The organism is Stappia indica (genome assembly GCF_020177335.1).
GTDB classification, from domain to species: Bacteria; Pseudomonadota; Alphaproteobacteria; order Rhizobiales; family Stappiaceae; genus Stappia; species Stappia indica_B.
This window is the reverse complement of sequence record NZ_JAIVMG010000001.1, coordinates 634,103-651,395: the sequence shown is the minus strand read 5'-3', so window position 1 is coordinate 651,395 and position 17,293 is coordinate 634,103. Positions and strand designations below refer to the sequence as shown.

At 65.8% G+C, this 17,293-nt stretch carries 21 protein-coding genes; 16 read left to right on the top strand and 5 right to left on the bottom strand.

Annotation, left to right across the window (positions count from 1 at the left end; all coding sequences use genetic code 11):
• Positions 1-10: 10 nt before the first annotated feature.
• From fdh3B to LC062_RS02845, 12 genes are all read left to right on the top strand, one after another.
• On the top strand, positions 11-610 hold the full coding sequence (fdh3B, locus tag LC062_RS02900) for a formate dehydrogenase FDH3 subunit beta (protein ID WP_181758344.1): 600 nt from the start codon (positions 11-13) through the stop codon (positions 608-610).
• Positions 611-766: 156 nt separating this feature from the next.
• A complete protein-coding gene (locus LC062_RS02895) occupies positions 767-964 on the top strand; it encodes a hypothetical protein (RefSeq protein WP_224909507.1) in 198 nt (65 codons plus the stop codon).
• 118 nt (positions 965-1,082) lie between these two features.
• Positions 1,083-2,240 (top strand): formate dehydrogenase subunit gamma, encoded by a 1,158-nt coding sequence (locus LC062_RS02890; protein WP_224909506.1) that lies wholly within the window; start codon positions 1,083-1,085, stop codon positions 2,238-2,240.
• Positions 2,241-2,245: 5 nt separating this feature from the next.
• Positions 2,246-3,667 carry a c-type cytochrome gene (locus tag LC062_RS02885; protein WP_224909505.1) on the top strand — a complete coding sequence of 474 codons (1,422 nt, stop codon included), beginning with the start codon at positions 2,246-2,248 and terminating at the stop codon, positions 3,665-3,667.
• Complete coding sequence (locus LC062_RS02880) at positions 3,664-3,840, top strand: hypothetical protein (RefSeq protein ID WP_224909504.1); 177 nt, start codon at positions 3,664-3,666, stop codon at positions 3,838-3,840. The genes LC062_RS02885 and LC062_RS02880 overlap by 4 nt, the downstream gene beginning before the upstream one ends.
• Positions 3,841-4,020: 180 nt before the next feature.
• On the top strand, positions 4,021-4,212 hold the full coding sequence (locus LC062_RS02875; protein ID WP_224909503.1) for a DUF6494 family protein: 192 nt from the start codon (positions 4,021-4,023) through the stop codon (positions 4,210-4,212).
• A 192-nt stretch (positions 4,213-4,404) separates the two neighbouring features.
• Positions 4,405-5,190 (top strand): biotin/lipoate--protein ligase family protein, encoded by a 786-nt coding sequence (locus tag LC062_RS02870; RefSeq protein ID WP_224909502.1) that lies wholly within the window; start codon positions 4,405-4,407, stop codon positions 5,188-5,190.
• A gap of 2 nt (positions 5,191-5,192) precedes the next feature.
• Positions 5,193-5,678 (top strand): DUF6505 family protein, encoded by a 486-nt coding sequence (locus LC062_RS02865; protein ID WP_224909501.1) that lies wholly within the window; start codon positions 5,193-5,195, stop codon positions 5,676-5,678.
• Positions 5,678-6,694, top strand: coding sequence for a DUF6352 family protein (locus tag LC062_RS02860; protein ID WP_224909500.1), 1,017 nt, complete (start codon positions 5,678-5,680; stop codon positions 6,692-6,694). Before LC062_RS02865 ends, LC062_RS02860 begins: the two co-directional genes overlap by 1 nt.
• 42 nt (positions 6,695-6,736) lie before the next feature.
• On the top strand, positions 6,737-7,639 hold the full coding sequence (locus LC062_RS02855) for a DMT family transporter (protein WP_224909499.1): 903 nt from the start codon (positions 6,737-6,739) through the stop codon (positions 7,637-7,639).
• Between the two features lie 93 nt (positions 7,640-7,732).
• On the top strand, positions 7,733-8,956 hold the full coding sequence (locus LC062_RS02850) for a multidrug effflux MFS transporter (protein WP_224909498.1): 1,224 nt from the start codon (positions 7,733-7,735) through the stop codon (positions 8,954-8,956).
• Positions 8,957-9,020: 64 nt separating this feature from the next.
• Entirely contained in the window at positions 9,021-9,323 is a 303-nt protein-coding gene (locus LC062_RS02845) for a DUF3144 domain-containing protein (RefSeq protein WP_224909497.1), read from the top strand.
• 23 nt (positions 9,324-9,346) lie between these two features.
• On the opposite strand, the gene LC062_RS02840 is transcribed toward LC062_RS02845, so the two are convergent.
• Entirely contained in the window at positions 9,347-11,383 is a 2,037-nt protein-coding gene (locus LC062_RS02840) for a 4Fe-4S dicluster domain-containing protein (RefSeq protein WP_224909496.1), read from the bottom strand.
• A gap of 218 nt (positions 11,384-11,601) precedes the next feature.
• On the opposite strand from LC062_RS02840, the gene LC062_RS02835 reads away from it, so the two are divergent.
• Together LC062_RS02835 and LC062_RS02830 are read left to right on the top strand one after the other, a co-directional pair.
• Positions 11,602-12,153 carry a DUF3305 domain-containing protein gene (locus LC062_RS02835; protein ID WP_224909495.1) on the top strand — a complete coding sequence of 184 codons (552 nt, stop codon included), beginning with the start codon at positions 11,602-11,604 and terminating at the stop codon, positions 12,151-12,153.
• Positions 12,150-12,794: a DUF3306 domain-containing protein gene (locus tag LC062_RS02830; RefSeq protein WP_224909494.1), complete on the top strand. Its 645-nt coding sequence runs from the start codon at positions 12,150-12,152 to the stop codon at positions 12,792-12,794. Before LC062_RS02835 ends, LC062_RS02830 begins: the two co-directional genes overlap by 4 nt.
• A 24-nt stretch (positions 12,795-12,818) precedes the next feature.
• On the opposite strand, the gene LC062_RS02825 is transcribed toward LC062_RS02830, so the two are convergent.
• Together LC062_RS02825 and moaA are read right to left on the bottom strand one after the other, a co-directional pair.
• On the bottom strand, positions 12,819-13,151 hold the full coding sequence (locus LC062_RS02825; protein ID WP_224909493.1) for a hypothetical protein: 333 nt from the start codon (positions 13,149-13,151) through the stop codon (positions 12,819-12,821).
• Between the two features lie 2 nt (positions 13,152-13,153).
• Positions 13,154-14,155, bottom strand: a complete 1,002-nt coding sequence (gene moaA / locus LC062_RS02820; protein ID WP_224909492.1) for a GTP 3',8-cyclase MoaA — start codon at positions 14,153-14,155, stop codon at positions 13,154-13,156.
• 251 nt (positions 14,156-14,406) lie between these two features.
• Here moaA and LC062_RS02815 point away from each other — a divergent pair, with 251 nt between their 5' ends.
• The gene (locus LC062_RS02815; protein ID WP_224909491.1) at positions 14,407-14,778 is read left to right on the top strand and encodes a gamma-butyrobetaine hydroxylase-like domain-containing protein; all 372 of its coding nucleotides are present in this window, start codon (positions 14,407-14,409) and stop codon (positions 14,776-14,778) included.
• Between the two features lie 160 nt (positions 14,779-14,938).
• Positions 14,939-15,589: a L,D-transpeptidase gene (locus LC062_RS02810; RefSeq protein WP_224909490.1), complete on the top strand. Its 651-nt coding sequence runs from the start codon at positions 14,939-14,941 to the stop codon at positions 15,587-15,589.
• Between the two features lie 42 nt (positions 15,590-15,631).
• Here LC062_RS02810 and LC062_RS02805 read toward each other — a convergent pair whose 3' ends face one another.
• Positions 15,632-16,093, bottom strand: coding sequence for a cytochrome c (locus tag LC062_RS02805; RefSeq protein ID WP_224909489.1), 462 nt, complete (start codon positions 16,091-16,093; stop codon positions 15,632-15,634).
• A gap of 506 nt (positions 16,094-16,599) precedes the next feature.
• Positions 16,600-17,190 carry a L,D-transpeptidase gene (locus tag LC062_RS02800; RefSeq protein WP_224909488.1) on the bottom strand — a complete coding sequence of 197 codons (591 nt, stop codon included), beginning with the start codon at positions 17,188-17,190 and terminating at the stop codon, positions 16,600-16,602.
• Positions 17,191-17,293 lie beyond the last annotated feature (103 nt).

The window sequence follows — 17,293 nt, the reverse complement described above, 5'->3', positions numbered from 1 at the left end:
GGAGCAGATCATGGCACGGATGAAATTCCTCTGCGACGCCGAGCGCTGCATCGAGTGCAACGCCTGCGTCACTGCCTGCAAGAACGAGCATGAGGTGCCCTGGGGCATCAACCGGCGCCGGGTGGTTACCATCCAGGACGGCAAGCCGGGTGAGCGCTCCATCTCGGTGGCCTGCATGCATTGCTCGGACGCGCCCTGCATGGCGGTCTGTCCGGTCGATTGCTTCTATCAGACCGATGAAGGGGTGGTGCTGCACTCCAAGGATCTGTGTATCGGCTGCGGCTACTGCTTCTACGCCTGTCCCTTCGGCGCGCCTCAGTATCCGCAGGCCGGCAATTTCGGCTCGCGCGGCAAGATGGACAAATGCACCTTCTGCGCCGGCGGGCCGGAGGCGGACAATTCCTCGGCCGAATACGCCAAATACGGCCGCAACCGTCTGGCCGAGGGCAAACTGCCGCTCTGTGCCGAGATGTGTTCGACCAAGGCGCTTCTGGCCGGCGATGGCGATGTGGTTTCGGCGATCTACCGCGAGCGCATCGTTGCCCGTGGGTTTGGCTCCGGCGCCTGGGGCTGGGGCACCGCCTACGAACAGAAGGCCGGTAACATCTAGGGGGCGGGCGATCCCTGAAAAGGCTTGGGGATGCTTGGTCCGGCAGCCGTGAGGCCAGATGCCGGGGCGGCCTGTCGGGTTGCCCCTGCCTGTCCTCGGGCGGGCGCCATCACAGGTGCCCACCGGAAAGCGGATTTGGCAAAAGGAGCGATCCGGGTGAGATCGGGTTTGGGACCGTGGCCGGTGCTTGCGCTGGCCGGCGTGCTTCTGGCAGCCGTGCCGGGCTGCCGCGAAGATGAGCAGAACCGTGTTCTCGGACTGGAAAAGGGCGTCTACGCCGGGGCCAGCGATACCGAACTGACCGAGGAACAACGCCGGGAGTTGCGCCAGCGCGGCGAGCGCCAGCGGTTCTAGCCATTTGCGCCCCATTTGCGCCGGACACGCCGGCCCGGGAGGCAGCGCTGTCGACGTCAGCCGATGCAAGGCGTGGCCATTTGGCGGTGGTCCTGTCGGGTGCGGCGGAAGGTAAGGAATGCTGAGAATGCGGAACGGATGTACCGGAGCCAGCAAAGGGCGTTGGGCGTGGCGTGGGATTGCGGCCCTGGTTCTGGTGCTGTCGGCGATGGTGTTTGCCATTGGGCAGGGCGGGTCGGCGCTGGCCCAGCAGGGCACCAAAGAGGTGCCGGCGGCAGCGTCCCCCACCGGCGGCATGGTGCCGGGCAACACCCTCGGGACCACGTCGGATTCCGATTTCTGGCGGGCGGTGCGCCAGGGGGCGGATGGCAAGGTATCGATCCCGGACAAGAAGGCCGCGACGCTGGTGCAGTCCGAGGGCGAGCTGTGGCGGGCGGTGCGCAATGGTCCGCTGGCGCTTTATGCCAGCTGGGCCTTGCTGGCGATGATCGTGATCCTGGCGCTGTTCTTCGCCATTCGCGGCCGTATCCGCATCGAGCATGGCCGCAGCGAGCGGACCATCACCCGCTTTCTGGCGGTCGAGCGTTTCGGGCACTGGCTGCTGGCCACCTCCTTCATCATTCTGGCGCTGACCGGGCTCAACGTGATGTACGGGCGCTATGTCCTGCTACCGGTCATCGGCGCGGATGCCTTTGGCGCCGTCACCGCCTTGGGCAAGTATCTGCACAACTATCTGGCCTTTGCCTTCATGGCCGGTCTGGCTCTCATCTTCCTGATGTGGGTGCGCCATAACCTGCCGGACCGGACCGACATAAAGTGGATCCTGCAGGCCGGCGGTCTCTTTTCCAAGCGCCTTCATCCGCCGGCGAAGAAGTTCAACGCCGGACAGAAGCTGATCTTCTGGGCGACGGTCCTGGTCGGCCTCTCCATTTCCCTGTCCGGCTGGTCGTTGCTGTTCCCTTACACCACTCATTTCTTCGGCGGGACGTTCGAGGTGATCAACAGCCTGTTCGGCGCCAGCCTGCCGGTGCCGCTGACCGTGGTGCAGGAGCAGCAGCTCGCCAGCCTCTGGCACTCGATCATGAGCGTCGTGCTGATCTGTGTGATCATCGGCCACATCTACATCGGCTCCCTCGGTATGGAGGGCGCGTTTGATGCGATGGGGTCCGGTGAGGTCGATCTCAACTGGGCGAGGGAGCACCATTCGCTCTGGGTGGAAGAGGTGCTGGCACGTCAGAAGGGCGCCGGCACGGGCGCGACACAGGCGGCGGAGTAGCGCGCATGTGGCGGGCCGCGCCCCTGGCTGGACGGTTTGCCCGGGCGGCCTTTGCCTCGGCTGCCGCCGCACTCGTCGTGTCGCAGGCGCCGACCGCGGTGGTGGCGGCGGAGTGGTCCGGCCGGCTTGAGGGTCATGGCGGACCGGTCAAGTCCATCGTCCTGTCGCGGGACGAGACCCGGGCCTTGTCCGCCTCCTTCGATTATTCGGTCATCCTCTGGCAGCGGCAGGATCAGGGCGCGGGCGTGGTCCATCGCCTGATCGGTCATGACGCACCGGTGAACGATGTCCGTTTCCTCCCCGCAGACCGGGCGGTGTCCGTTGGCGACGATGGCGCCATCCTGCTCTGGGGGTTGGGGACGGGGCAGGTGCTGGACCGGGTCGACACCGGCGAGGAAAAGCTGATCCAGGTGCGGGCCGCACCCGATGGCAACTTCGTCGTGGCCGCCTCCTGGGACCACACCGCGCGGGTCTTCGCCCTTGCCGGTGACAGGCTTGTCGAAGCCCCCCGGCTTGAGGGGCATCGCGGCCCGGTCAACGCGGTGGCGATCACGCCGGACGGGGCAGGGGTCTACACCGCTGCCTATGATGGCGGCATCCGCTTGTTCGACCGGGCCACCGGCGGCTTGCTGCGCGAGGTGTACCGCCATGGCTGGGGTGTCAACGTGCTGGCGCTGACCGGGGATGGCCGGCGGCTGGTGTTTGGCGCGGCCGATGGCACGCTGGCGGTGCTCGATCCTTTGAGCGGCGAAATCGTCAAACAGCTCGCCAGCCATACGCGGCCGGTGCTGGCGCTGGCCTTGTCCGCCGATGGGCGCCGGCTTGCCGGTGGCGGTGGCGACGGGGCGATCCGGGTCTATGCCACCGACGACTGGCATCTGCTGGAGGCCTATGACAACCCGCATGGGCCGGTCTGGGGTTTGGCGTTGAACAGGGATGGCCGCCGGGCCTTACATGTCGGGCTCGATGATCATGTCAGCGTCTGGCAGGTGAACCCGCGCGTCGCCTTCGATGACAGCGGGCAGAGCGCGCCCCGGCGGTTTCAGGTGGGCGAGACCGGGGATCCGGGCGCGCGGCAGTTCGCGCGCAAATGCTCGGTTTGCCATACGCTGACGCCGGCGGATGGCAACCGCGCCGGGCCGACCCTCCATGGCCTGTTCGGACGGCGGGCGGGCAGCCTGCCCGGGTATCCCTATTCGAAGGCCTTGCGAGAGGCCGGGTTCATCTGGACGGAAGAGACCGTGTCGGATCTCTTCGCTCGCGGTCCGGATCTGGTGACGCCGGGGTCGAAGATGCCGCTACAGCGCCTGACCGACCAGGAAGAGCGCAGGGCTCTGGTGGCCTATCTCAAACGCGCGACGGCCCCAAAGGGGATGCCGGCGCCGGGCCAGCCACCGGCCGGCCAAGCAGAGGACGAGAGACGATGAAGGCATTCTTGAGCGCAGTGGTGGTGATGGCCGCCATCGGCATCGGCGCCTGGGCGGTGCTGAACAAGGGCTTCGATTACTCCTCCTCGGCGGTCTACACCACCCAGACCCCCGGCGCGGTCCGCCTGTCGCCGGGCGATGGCACGCGGCCTGCGAACCAATCGGACAGGTGAAGGGAATGCGTGAGGAAACCCGAAAAATGTCAAAACAGTCATAAGCTTGCAGCGATTTTGCGATTCACTGCGCGAAGCAGATGAATCGGTTTGTCAGGCAGGCCACAGCGCCGAGAAAAACGCGCGCCGCACCCTGAACGCAGGAAGTCCGCCAGAACGACAGATGAGGAGCCAGACCCCATGACCAGCGACACCTTCAACATGTCCATGCGCAAGTTCCTGAAACAGGTCGGCGTGACCTCGCAGCAGGCGCTCGAAGCCCATGTGCGAGATGCCGGGCTGACCAGCGGCAGCCTGTCGGCGAAGGTGGTGTTCACCCTCGACGGTCAGGAGTTCGAGCATGTGGTCACCGGCAAGATCGACCTGGATTGATCGGTGCAGGCGGTTCGGGCAGGATGACTCGACAGTTTTGCAAATTGCCGCAAATTGCTGACGGGATTCAGCAAAACGTGTTCGTTGAATCCCTTTCCGAAGCGCAATTGATTCAAAATCTCAACGTCTGACGTCGTCGGTGGCGATGCCGTCGCCGGCATCTCGTCAGGTTGGCCATGGAGGGCCTCGCGCGTGGATCTTGCCGATCCGATATTCCCGCCGCTGTTCACTGGCCATGCGACCGGCGAGGCGGAAGACCCGATGCGGGTCGCGATCCGGGGGGCGGCGGAAGGGCTGTTTTCCGCCGGCGATCTGGTGTGGTCGCGGTCCCGCGAGCGGATTTCGCTGGCGCTGGTGCTGGAGCCGGAGGTGCCCCGTTCCCGGGCGTCTGAGATGCTGTTCCTGGCGATGGTGGCCACCGGCGATGCGCTTGGCGCGTTGACCCCGCCGGAATTCGCGCTGACCTTCGAGTGGCCGGCGGGTGTCCGGGCAAATGGCGCCAGGGTGGGCCGCGCCCGCCTTGCCGTGAGCGATCTGGACGACGAGAGCCAGGCGCCGCTCTGGCTGGTGATCGGTCTGGACCTGGCGCTGGCGCCTCTTGCCGGCCCGCGGGAGCCGGGAGAGACACCGGATCGGACCAGCCTTGTGGACGAGGGGGCGGTGGATATCGACCGCAGCCGCGCGCTGGAAGCCCTGTCGCGGCATCTCCTGAGCTGGATCCATACCTGGGATGTGGACGGTTTCGCGCCGGTTCTGGAGAACTGGCTCTTCCGGGCCGACGGCTATCGCCGCAGCCATGCGGTGGAGACGGCACAGGGCCGCGTTCGCGGCACCTTCCTTGGGCTTGATGAACAGGGCAACATGCTGTTGAAGCAGGAAGAGGGCGAAGGAGGAGAGACGTTGTCCTTGTCTCTGCTTGCGAATCTGTCACCCGAAGAGAAATTGTCACCTGAAGAGACGGAGGCCGCGGCGCGCTGACCATGGCACGACTTCTGAAAGCCATCCGTCTGGATGAGTCCGATACGCAGATTTTCCCCGAGGTCGCCGAGCCGGGCGACTGGGTCATTCCCGGCACCTTCGCCTTTCGCAATTACACACCGGAAGGGCTGACGGGCCAGGTCCGGCAGGCGTTCGCCTTCGGCTTCCTGTCGCTGGGAACCTTCGGCTGGACCACGCTCGCCACCCCGGCGGAGATTTCCGACGAGGAACGGGACCGGCTGGTCGGGCTGCTGGCCGATCACTTCGTCGCCGAACACGGCGCGCCCAGCCGCGAGGCGGCCTTGCCGGTTGCCGAGGCGGAGATCGCCGATGCCATGGACATCGCCAGTGGGCTGGAGGACAACGACCTTCTGACCATCCTGCGCGAGATCGATGACGATGGCGCGGTGCATGAGCGCTTCGAGGTGGTGACCCCGCCCGAAGACGCGCCCCATGCCCGCATCTGGGATGTGGACGAGACCGAGTGATGCGGGCGTTCTGGAAATCCTCCGGCGCGCATCTGGTGTCCCGCGATGGCAACGGCTGGCTGACGGTGACGCCGGACCTGCTGCGGGCCTATGTCACCCGGCCGGAAATCCATCCGGTGGAGGAGTCTTGCCCAGCCGAACATGCCCTGTTCGAAAAGCTGATGGCCGATCCCTTCGCCGGGGTGAGCGAGGCCGACCTTGCGGCCATCGTCGATCCGGATGCCGCCGACAATTACCGGGTGCTGCTGGGCTTTCGCGATCATCTGGCCGCGCATGGCACCATCGAGGGCGCCTATGCGGCCCTGTTCGGCAAGGGGGCGGCAATCGCGATCCCGCCGATGTTCATCGACCAGATGGTCCATCTGATCTGCCACAACATGCTGCGCTCGGTGACGGATCCCTTGCGGCTGCGCGCGGGCGAACTGTTCTTCCGGGAACAGGCGGTGACCACCGGCGAGGGGCAGTTGATGCTGGCCGATGCGGAGATCGTCGAGACCTACGCAAGAACCGGCGGGCTCGGCGGCCTTGGCGCGCTGCTGGCGGAGGCCGGAACGCCGGCCCGTGCCGTCTCGCTCGACGTGATCGGCGAGGAAAATGCCGCCATCTACTGGGACAGGTCCGACCGCTACGACACGGCCATCGACTTCCGTTTCACCGAACCGGCGCTCGATGCCTTTGCCCGGGTTCTGGAAAGCTGGGTTCGGCATTTTCATGGCGTCGACGTGCGCATTCAGCCGCAACAGTCGATCCGGGATGCGAAGTGGTCGTGGCATGTGGGGTTGGACGCCGAGGCCACCCGTATTCTCAACCGCCTCTATGAGGGGGCGACCGTCGGCGACGCCGAGCTGACCCGCATCGTTGCGCTGTTCCGGCTGGATTTCGAGCGGCGCGGCGATGTCATCGATACGATGCGCGGCAAACCCGTGTGGCTGGCGCTGGCGATGGGCGCCGACGACAAGATCCGCATGAAACCGCAAAACCTTTTGACCAACCTCCCGCTGCGGCGGGGCAATTGATCGCAGGTGGGGCCCGGCTCCACGCTATCCGCAAGGCAGAATATGACCCTTCAAGGCAACGGCCGTGCCGTCGTCATCATGATGCTCGCCATGGCGTGCTTCATTTTCAACGACAGCTTCGTCAAGCTCGTCTCCAGCCATCTGCCGCTTGGTCAGATCATGTTCCTGCGCTCGCTGCTCGCCATGGCGCTGTTGCTGGGGATCTGTCTCGCCAATGGCTCGATCTATCATTTCGGCCGCCTGCAGCACCCGCTCGTGGTGCTGCGCGTGGTCACCGAGGCGCTGGCCACCGTGTTCTACCTGACCGCGCTGTTCCACCTGCCGATCGCCAATGTCACCTCCATTCTCCAGGCGCTGCCGCTGATGATCACCGCCGGTGCGGCAGTCTTCCTTGGCGCGCCGGTCGGGTGGCGCCGCTGGAGCGCGATTGGCGTCGGCTTCTTCGGCGTTCTGGTGATCGTCCGGCCCGGACTTGCCGGCTTCGATGCCTGGTCACTGATGGCACTGGTCGGGGTCGTCTGCATGGCGGTGCGCGATCTTGGCACCTCGCTGTTGCCCAAGACCATCCCGACACTCGGGGTGACCTTCGCGGCGCTGGCCGGGGTGGCGGTGACCGGTCTGGCCATGGCGGTGGGCGAAACCTGGGTGATGCCCAGCCTGCTGGATATCGTTTTCCTGGCCGCTGCCGCGAGTTTCATCTTGGTGGGGTACATCACCCTGATCCACGCCATGCGCACCGGTGACATCGCCGTCGTGGCGCCGTTCCGCTACTCGATCATCCTCTGGGCAATCCTGATCGGCTATCTGGTCTGGGGCGATATTCCCGACCTCTACACCCTGGTCGGTGTGGCGATCCTGGTGGCGACCGGCATCTACACCTTGATGCGTGAGCGCAAGCTGATGAAGGAGGCCGGGCCGGCGGCCTCCAGCCCGCCGCTGCCGTGATTTTTCGGTCCGGCGTGCCTTGGCGCCGGCGCTCATCGGGCCGACAGGCGCAAAGAGCTTGCCTTGTCCGGCGAACCGTTTCAGGTAACGGGTATGACAAATAGCATCTCAACCACCTTCGAGGGGCGCCGTCCGACCCTGGCGATCCTCGTTGCCGTGTCCGCCGTCAATCCGTTGGCGCTCAATATCTCCCTGCCGTCCTTGCCGCTTCTGGTCGATGTTTTCGGCACGACCACTGGCATGGTCCAGATGTCGCTGTCGCTCTATCTGGCGGCGGTGGCGGTCGCCCAGATTGGCATCGGCCCGCTGTCGGACCGCTATGGCCGGCGTCCGGTGCTGCTTTGGGGGCTGGCGATCTTCGTCGTCGGATCGGTGGTCTGCGCGGTGGCACCCTCCATCGAGGTCTTGCTGACGGGGCGGATGCTTCAGGCAACCGGTGGGTGCGCCGGGATCGTGCTTGGCCGGGCCATTGTCCGAGATCTTTATGATCGCAGCCAGGCGGCCAGCATGATCGGCTATGTGACCATGGGTCTGGCGGTGGCGCCGATGATCGGGCCAGCCATCGGCGGCGTGGTCGATCAGAGTTTCGGCTGGCGCAGCAGCTCTTACCTGATGGTGGTGCTGGGTGTCTTGGTGCTTGTTGCCGCCTGGTTCGACCTACACGAGACCAATCACAACCGGGTTTCCGGCGGCGGCATCGCCGGCCTTGTGCGCAGCTATGGGGCGCTGTCGCGATCCGGGTTGTTCTGGGCTTATGCACTGACCTCCGCCTTCACCTCCGCCGTGTTCTTCGGCTTTCTCGGCGGTGCGCCCTTCGTGGCTGCGGACCTGCTCGGCATGACACCTGCGGTCTATGGTCTTTATTTCATCCTGGTGGCCGGCGGCTATGTTATGGGTAACTGGATTTCCGGCCGCTATTCCGGGTCCATCGGCATGGTGCGGATGATTGGTGCCGGCAATGTGGTTCTGGTGCTGGCGGTATCAGTCATCGCCCTGTTCTTCGCACTGGGTCTGGTCCACCCACTTTCGCTGTTCGGGCCGATGTTCGTGGTGGGCGTTGGCAACGGCATGTGCCTGCCTAATGCCATCGCCGGCGCGGTGAGCGTGCGTCCGGACCTTGCCGGTGCGGCTTCCGGCCTGACCGGCAGCCTGCAGATCGGTGCCGGCGCCATTGCCTCGGCGGTGGCCGGGTGGCTGCTGTCGGGCATCTTGTGGCCGGGCACGATCTGGCCGCTGGTGCTGGTCATGGCGACGGCCTGCGCCCTGTCTGTTGTCGCCAGCATCGCCGCACGGGTTCTGGAGGCCGAGCAATACTGAGCGTGGCCTGCAGGGCCAGCCAAGCGCAAGGAACCCTTCGACCAGAAAGACCAGGGGGACGCAGATGACCAACAGACGGGAACGGCGCGCGGCGCGGGCGGAGGGGACGCTCGACACTGCAAGCTTTCTGCAGACGGCGGCACGGTTCATCGACCTTGCCAATCGGGAAAACCGCAAGATCCAGGCGACCGACCTGCATCTGGCTTTCCTCTGGGCGGCGGCACGCTACAACGCCCATGTGGCCAAGGCGGTGCTGGAGGTCGACGAGCACGAAGCCTTCGTCACCGATATGGTCGAACGCTACCGGGAAATGCTGCGTCAGAACCTTGCCGACCCGGAGCTGGACCCGCCCGCCGGCAATGGCTGAGCGCGGTCCAGTATTTTCGTCCGTCAGTCGTCCTTGAGGAAATCGTCGGCAGAGAGTTCCTCCCGGGCGGCGAGATAGTCGTCGGTGGTGACCGGGCGCGGTCGGGCGCCGCCGCGCAGCGGTGTGTCCGGCATGGTCCATTGGGCGCTGATCCGGCAATCGTCGCACATGTCGATGAGGGCGATCTGATCCGCGCGCTGGAACATCCAGTGCTTGCCGGACAGCTTCTCCCGGATCCGGGCAATCGAGGATTTGGTGCCGAACGGCTTGCCGCAGGAGGCGCAGAGCGCCGGCTCCTCCTCATGTAGCACCACCGGACGCATGGCACTTGGCGCGCTGTTGTAACGAGGCTCCAGCGTGATCACGTGTTCCGGACAGGTGGCCGCGCACAGGCCGCATTGCACGCAGGCCGCTTCCGTCAGGCTCACCTGCGGCTTCTCCGGATTGTCGGCCAGCGCATTGGCGGGACAGGACGAGACACAGGCAAGACAGAGGGTGCAGCCCTCGGCATCGATCCGGATCCGGCCATAGGGCGCGCTGTCCGGCAGGACGATGATCTCCGCCGGGGCGGGGGCCTGATCGAGCAGCCGGGCAATGGCGCTACGGGCGACATCCCGCTTGCCGCCGACCGGGGCGAACAGGCTGCCGGGAAGCGCCGGCGCCGGGCCAGTGAGGCTGAGATGGGCCGGCAGTGCGTCCGGGTCTGTTTCAAGTGCAATGTCAAAAAGATGATCCGCCGGATAGCCCATGCCGGAAAGAAGCGCGGTGGCCAGGTCGATCTCGGCGCGCAAGGGATCAAGTTCCCCGGAAAGCTTTGGCGAAGCCAGCACCACCAGCCGCCGGGCACCGGCCAGAACCGCCGCCAGCAAGGCGTCATGACCGAAGCCGCTGACCGCATGAACGCCGAGCGGCAGGACGTTGCCGGGAAGACCGGCCCCCTGCCGGCTGAGCGCCGAAATCAGGTCAAGCCCATGGGTCTGGTCATGCAAGAGCAGCACCGGATCCTGCCCGCCGGCGCCGGTATAGGTCAGGAGCAGGGTCTGGATGCGGCCGATCAGGTCCGACCGCTTGGGGTATTGATAGGCGATGGCGCCGGTGGGGCAGTGGGCGGCGCAGGAGCCGCAGCCGCCGCAGATGCCCGGATCGATGGCGATGGTATCGCCGGCACTCTCGATGGCCCCGGCCGGGCAGGCGTCGAGACATTTGTGGCAACCGGTCTTGCCGCTGCGGCCATGGGCACAGATCTCCGGCGCGTAGCCGACATAGCGGGGCTTCTCGAAGCTGCCGACCATGTCGGAGATGTCGAACATCGCCCGTGCGACCGCCGCCGGGTCTTTCGGGTCGGCCCGCAGATAGCCGTCGCGCTTGTCCGGGGCGGTGACCAGCGGGGTGTCGCCGGACAGGTCGAGGATCAGCGCGCAAGTGGAGCGGGCGCCATCGCGGGGCAGATCGAACTCCGGTGCCTGCCGCGAGGAGGGCAGCATCTGCGCATAGTCGTCGACGGTCACCGAAAACCCGCCGAGCGAACCGGTCACCGTGCGGATCCGGCCCCGATGGATCGGCACGTCGAGCACAGGCGGCAACAGAAGATCGTCCGCGTCGGTGAGAAGCAGCGAGACCGCCAGCCGGCCTTCCAGGGCGCGGGCGGTGTCCAGCGCCTGCTGGCCGGCGCCATAGACGAGGCAGACCCCGTCCGAGTCCACCGAATGCAGCGGTGCCGGTTCGCTGGCAAGCTGCGCCTCGGCCAGAAGCGCGGCGATCTTCGGATGCGGGTCGGTACCGCTGTCGCACCAGCCGGCGCGCTCGCGAATGTTGACGAAGCCGACGTCGTCGTGCCTGTCGGCGTCCTCGGCGATTTCCGAAAAGAGCGGCGCTTCTTGGGTGCAGGCGACCAGCAGCGGCGCATCGCCGGCAAGCGCGGTCTCGAAGGCGGCAAGCTGGCTGCGGCACAGGTGGCTGTGGACCGGCGTGTCGTCGTCGATCCCGGCGATGCGTTTTGCATCGAGGCGCATCGTTCGCTGGCAGTTGCACAGAAGGATCCGAGGCCGGGGCGTGGTCATGCGCGGGGTCTCCGTCGGCGACGCCACGGCCCGGCTGCTGAGACGGGCGCTGCGCCGCGAAAAGCTGATTTGCCAGAACAATAACGCAGAACCGTGCCGCTGTCCGGCGATGTTCGCACGCCATTGTCAAATGCTCTTGAGCGCCCCACAATCAGAAGAACCACGGGCCGCATCAGTTTGCGCCTGTAGGGCCGTACCACAGTATCTGGAGCCGGATCGTGCAACGGGAAGTGTCGCTCTCATTCGGGATCGTGCTGGAGCGCCGGCCGGCCACCTCGCGCTGGTCGGATTGGGTCTGGTCCGTCCCGGAGGTGATCGTCGAGGCGCCGGCAACGGATGGCTGGCGCGAGATCGAGGCACGCGGCGAGATGCGCCGCTACCTGTCCGCGCCCCATCGCCTGACCCTGCATCACAAGATGGTCGAGGCCTATGACAGCAACATCGAGACGGGCGAGCCTTGTCTCTGGGTGCTGCTGAACGAGGCGGACGGGCCGGAGGATCCCGGCTGGCGGGTGGCGGCCATCACCGCCGATCCGCATCAGGCCATCGGCTTCCTCGACAGCGGCGAGGGGCTGGTGGAGCGGGTGCCGATGCCGCGGGCGGTAATCGCCTGGATGGCGGAGTATCTGAAGTGCCTGCCGGAGGCGCCGGCCTTTCGCAAACGGCGGCGCGACCGGATGCCGGACGAGGTGCAGCTGTTCGGTAAGACGCCGATCTTCAAGGCGCCGGCGAGGGGCGGGGCCGGGCAAGAAGGAGAGGAGCCGACATGAGCGGCGAGGATACCTCTGGATTCCTGACCCGCTGGTCCCGGCGCAAGCAGGCGGCGCGGGCGGAGGACGCCGAACGACCGGAAGAGGCTGCGGCGCTGGAACCGGATGATGCCGACGAGACTGTGCCGGCTGACGCGGAAGAGGCGCGGCTTGAAGCGGAAAACCGGGCGGCGGCGGAGGCTGTCGATCTGGAAACGCTGACCTTTGACTCCGACTATTCGGTCTTCCTCAAGAAGGGGGTGCCGGCCTCCTTGAAGAATGCCGCGTTGCGCCGGCTGTGGCGGTCCAATCCCGTGCTTGCCTGTGTCGACGGGCTGAACGATTACGACGGGGATTTCCGCGATGTGAAATCCCTCGGCGAAGGCCTGAAGACCGCCTGGGAGGTGGGCAAGGGGTATCGGCGCAAGGGTGAGGAGCTGGACGCCGCCCGCAAGGCGGCCGCAAGCGACGCCCCGGATGCCGCGCCTCAACCGGCGGAGGCGGTTGCCGCGCAGGAAGGGGCGCCGGCCGATGAACCGGACGAGAAGCTGGCCCAAGCCGTGGCGGAGCCCGAAGCGCCCATCCCCGCAGCGGAGGCGCCGCGCGCCCAACCGGTCGAACGTCCGGCGAAGCGGCCGCGCCGGCGCATGACCTTCACCTGAGAAAACCGTTGAAAGATCGCGCGGCTATTGCGGCGGAAATTGCGTCTGGCAGTAGCTGATCGCCCGGGCGCGGAAGGTGTCGTATTGCCCGTCGCTGACCACGCCGTCGCGGCGCATCTGCTCCACCGCGCCAAGCCGTTCGGTAAGGCAGGCGGCCAGTTCGGGGGAGGCCGACGGGGCGGTATCCGCCGCGCCGGGGGCTTCGGCGAAGGGCGTCAGCGGCATGCCGGCAAAGCCGATCTTTCCCACCCAGACAATCGCGGCGCCAGCGGCAAGGGCGACAAGCAGCGCAGCCAGGCGCGCAGCGACACCATCGAGGCCGGAACGGCGCGTGAACCGACCCGTGCCGCCGGGCATTATCAGCCCCCGGTCATGCTCATGTGACGGGAAACGGCGGGCTGGCGGGTCTTGCGGTCGATGACGAAATCATGCCCCTTGGGCTTGCGGCCGATGGCCTCGTCAATCGCCTGAGCCAGCAAGTCGTCGCTTTCGGAGGCCCGCAAGGCGGCGCGCAGGTCCGCGCTGTCGTCCTGGCCGAGGCACATGTAGAGCATGCCGGTGCAGGTCACCCGCACCCGGTTGCAGCTTTCGCAGAAATTATGGGTCATCGGCGTGATGAAGCCGAGGCGTCCGCCGGTCTCGCGGACCGACACATAGCGGGCCGGGCCGCCGGTCTTGTAGGGAATGTCGTCAAGCGTCAGCGTTTCGGCAAGTTGCGCCCGTACCTGGGACAACGGCAGATATTGATCGGTACGGTCCTCGTTGATCTCGCCCAGCGGCATGGTTTCGATCAGCGTCAGATCGTAGCCATGTTCATGACACCAGGTCAGCATGGGCAGGATCTCATGCTCGTTGACGCCCTTCAGCGCAACCATGTTGATCTTGATCTTCAGGCCGGCATCGGTGGCCGCCTGAATGCCGTCCATCACCTTGCCAAGATCGCCCCAGCGGGTGATGGCATGGAACTTCTGCTTGTCCAGCGTGTCGAGCGAGACGTTGATCCGGCGCAGGCCGCAGTCGTAAAGCTCGGGCGCGAAGCGGGCGAGCTGCGAGCCGTTGGTGGTCAGCGTCAGTTCTTCCAGCCGGCCACTGTCCAGATGCCGCGACAGCGAGCGGATCAGCCCCATGATGTTCTTGCGCACCAGCGGTTCGCCGCCGGTCAACCGCAGCTTGCGCACGCCCTTGTCGATGAAGGCGGTGCACAGCCGGTCCAGCTCTTCAAGCGTGAGAACATCGCGCTTGGGCAGGAAGGTCATGTCCTCGGCCATGCAATAGACACAGCGGAAATCGCACCTGTCCGTCACCGAGACACGCAAGTAGCTGACGGTACGGCCGAAAGGGTCGATCATCGGCTGGGACATTCTGTTTCCTCGTCTCGCCCGGCATGGCAGCGCCGCCAGCGTGTTTTCTCTTTCTAGGCAAGGTAGCGTAATCCGCATGCGCGTCAATCGCCGCGCTCATGCGAACAGGGAGGCGCGGCGACCGGTCGCCGGTGAAATCGCGACAAAGGCCTTGCCCGCTCTCTGGCGATGCCTATCGTGCGAGCACATCACGATTTTCCGGACGGTGCCTGTCATCGGGCACGGCCGTCCTCACCTAAAGGAATTTGACCATGCCCGAGAGCAAGCCCTGGCCGACCGAGCTGCGCCTTAGCAAGGACCGCCGCACATTGACGGTGGTCTTCGACAATGGCGAGAGCCACGCCTATGCGGCGGAGTACCTGCGGGTTTGCTCGCCCTCCGCCGAGGTGCAGGGGCATTCCGCCGCTCAGCGCAAGACCGTGCCGGGCAAGCGCAATGTGACGATCATCCAGATCGAACCGGTCGGCAATTATGCTGTGCGGCTGCATTTCGATGATCTGCACAACACCGGGATCTTCTCCTGGGACTACTTCCAGAAGCTTGCCCATGAGCGCGAAAGCCTGTGGGGCGGCTATCTTGCCGAGCTGGAAGAAAAGGGCATGAGCCGCGATCCGGCGGTTTGACCGCAAGCATCCGCCGCACGCGGTGCGGCGGGGGGCGAGATTTTGGCTGTGACCGGTGCGGGAATCACGGGCATAGTATCTTCATAGATCCGCAAGGGAATCGACGGAGATCATCGCCGTGCATCTTGGAACCAGTCGCCGCGCCACGAAGACAGGACAGATGAGCCGCCGCTCGCTGCTGCTTGGACTGCCGCTGCTGCTTGCAGCCTGTCAGAGCCAGTCAAGCCGGGTGCGGGTTGCGGGGCTCGGCTCCTATGCCAGCGCGACGCCTAATTACGCCTCGGCCTACGCGCCGGTGCGCGATGGCGGCTTCAACCTGCCGGCCATTCCCTATCAGGAGTTCGACCCGCAGTATCTGCGTCAGACGGTGCGCTACTACTCGGCTGAGGAACCTGGCACGATCATCGTCGATCCGAGGTCGAAGTTTCTCTATCTGGTCCAGCCGGGCGGCCAGGCGATCCGCTATGGCATCGGCGTTGGCCGGGCCGGCTTTGCCTGGTCGGGCGATGCGACCATCCGCTTCAAGCGCGAATGGCCCAAGTGGTTCCCGCCCGATGAGATGATCGCCCGCGATCCGAAGCTGGAGAAATACCGCAATGGTCAGGACGGCGGCCCGCGAAACCCCATCGGCGCCCGCGGCCTTTACCTCTGGCAGGGCAACGTCGATACGCTCTACCGGATTCACGGCACCAATCAGCCGCGCAGCATTGGCACCAACGCCTCCAGCGGCTGCATCCGCATGTGGCAGCAGGACATCATCGATCTCTACAACCGCGTCAATGTGGGGGCGAAGGTGGTGGTGTTGAGCTGACCCGTTTCCAGAGCAGCGAAAAAGTGGCTCGGCCCCTTTCGGTCACTTGATCTGTCGCGCCAGCTGTTCCGCATAGGCGACGATTGCAGCGATATCGTCATGAACGAGAATGACCTCGGTGATGGTGGCCGGGTGATCCGGCGCGCGGGCGGCATCGCCGACGAAGCGTACATGCGCCGGATGAGGCCGGCGCGCATGAAAGGTCTGGAACCGGTCGTGCCAGTCGTCCAGCGCCTTGATCAGGATCATGAAGGATGGGGTCGAGGCAATGCCGCCCATCCGGTTGTCCGGGCTGATCACATGGCAGCGGGCGCAGTGTTGCTGTGACAGTTCCTCGCCGCGCCGCGCCAGCGCGCTTTCTTCGGCGATTGCCGTGGTGCCGGTCAGGGCGAGCGCGGCGAGAAGGGCGAGGCCGCTGGCAAGACGGCCCGAACCGCTCGCAAGCGCGCGGCGTCGGAAGGTGAGGTAGAGCTGCGAGGTTCGTGGTCGTTTGCCCTGTCGCATCGTTGGTCTTCCCGTCCTTCGTTCAGGGACGTCACCTGACCAAGGGTACGCTCGTGCGAAAGGCGAGAAAAGGGCAAGGCTCCCTCTCTGCGTCATCCCGGCTCCCGACCCGGGCCCCCGTGGGCAGAAGGGCAAGTGTTTTTAAGAGGCTGGAGCCGAGAGGTCGTGGCTCCCAGGTCCCGGATCTTCGCTTCGCTGCGTCCGGGAGGACGCGGAGTGTGGGGGGCGGGAGGAACGCCGCCGTTGCCCATGAAGTGGCGTCGTTCGGGGCAAAGGTAGCTCCTGCGTCCTCCCGGGCAAGCTTTTGCGCGACCCGGGATCGGAGAGCCAAGAACATCCATTTCTGATCGATCGGAGCCAGTAGATGGTGCCTCCCTGATCCCGGTTATGTTGGCGCTTGCCCGGGAGGACGCCCCTCAGGGGCTTGATCCTCACGAAAAAGGCCGGGCTAGCGCACGGCCTTTCTTGCATGGGACTCTCACGAAAGCCTCGTGAACCCAAGCGGCTCAGCGCCGGACCACGACCTTCGCACCGAGATCCACGTTGTCGTAGAGGTGGACCACATCGTCATTGGCCATGCGGATGCAGCCGGAGGAGACTGCGGTGCCGATGGTCCAGGGCTCGTTCGAGCCGTGAATGCGGTAGAGCGTGGAGCCGATGTACATGGCACGGGCGCCGAGCGGATTGTTTGGCCCGCCTTTCATATGGGCCGGCAGCTTCTGTCCCTTGGCGCGGGCGCGGGCACGCATCTGCGGCGGCGGCGTCCAGCCCGGCCATTCAGCCTTGCGGGTGACGCGGTGTGTGCCGGCCCACTGGAAACCCTCGCGGCCGACGCCGATGCCGTACTTCATCGCCTTGCCGCCAGGCAGGACGTGATAGAGGCGGCGCTCGCCGGTATCGACGATGATGGTGCCGGGGGCGTATGGCCCCTTGTAGCTGACCCGCTCGCGCGGGATCGGCGATTTGCCGCTCGTGATGCCGTAGGCGTTGTACTCGACCCACTGGCGGGTGGCCGGGTCGAAGACACGCGCCGACAAGGCGGGCGTTGCCACGAGTGCGGCGGTTATGGCGATGGCTGTGAAACGGAAGATACGCATTTTTTATCCCCATCCGGTCGATTTGACACTGCCCCCAGCGGCAGGGAAATTGTGGGTTTATATGGTCCGTATATCCCTTGCGATCCTGTTAATGGCGCCCGGG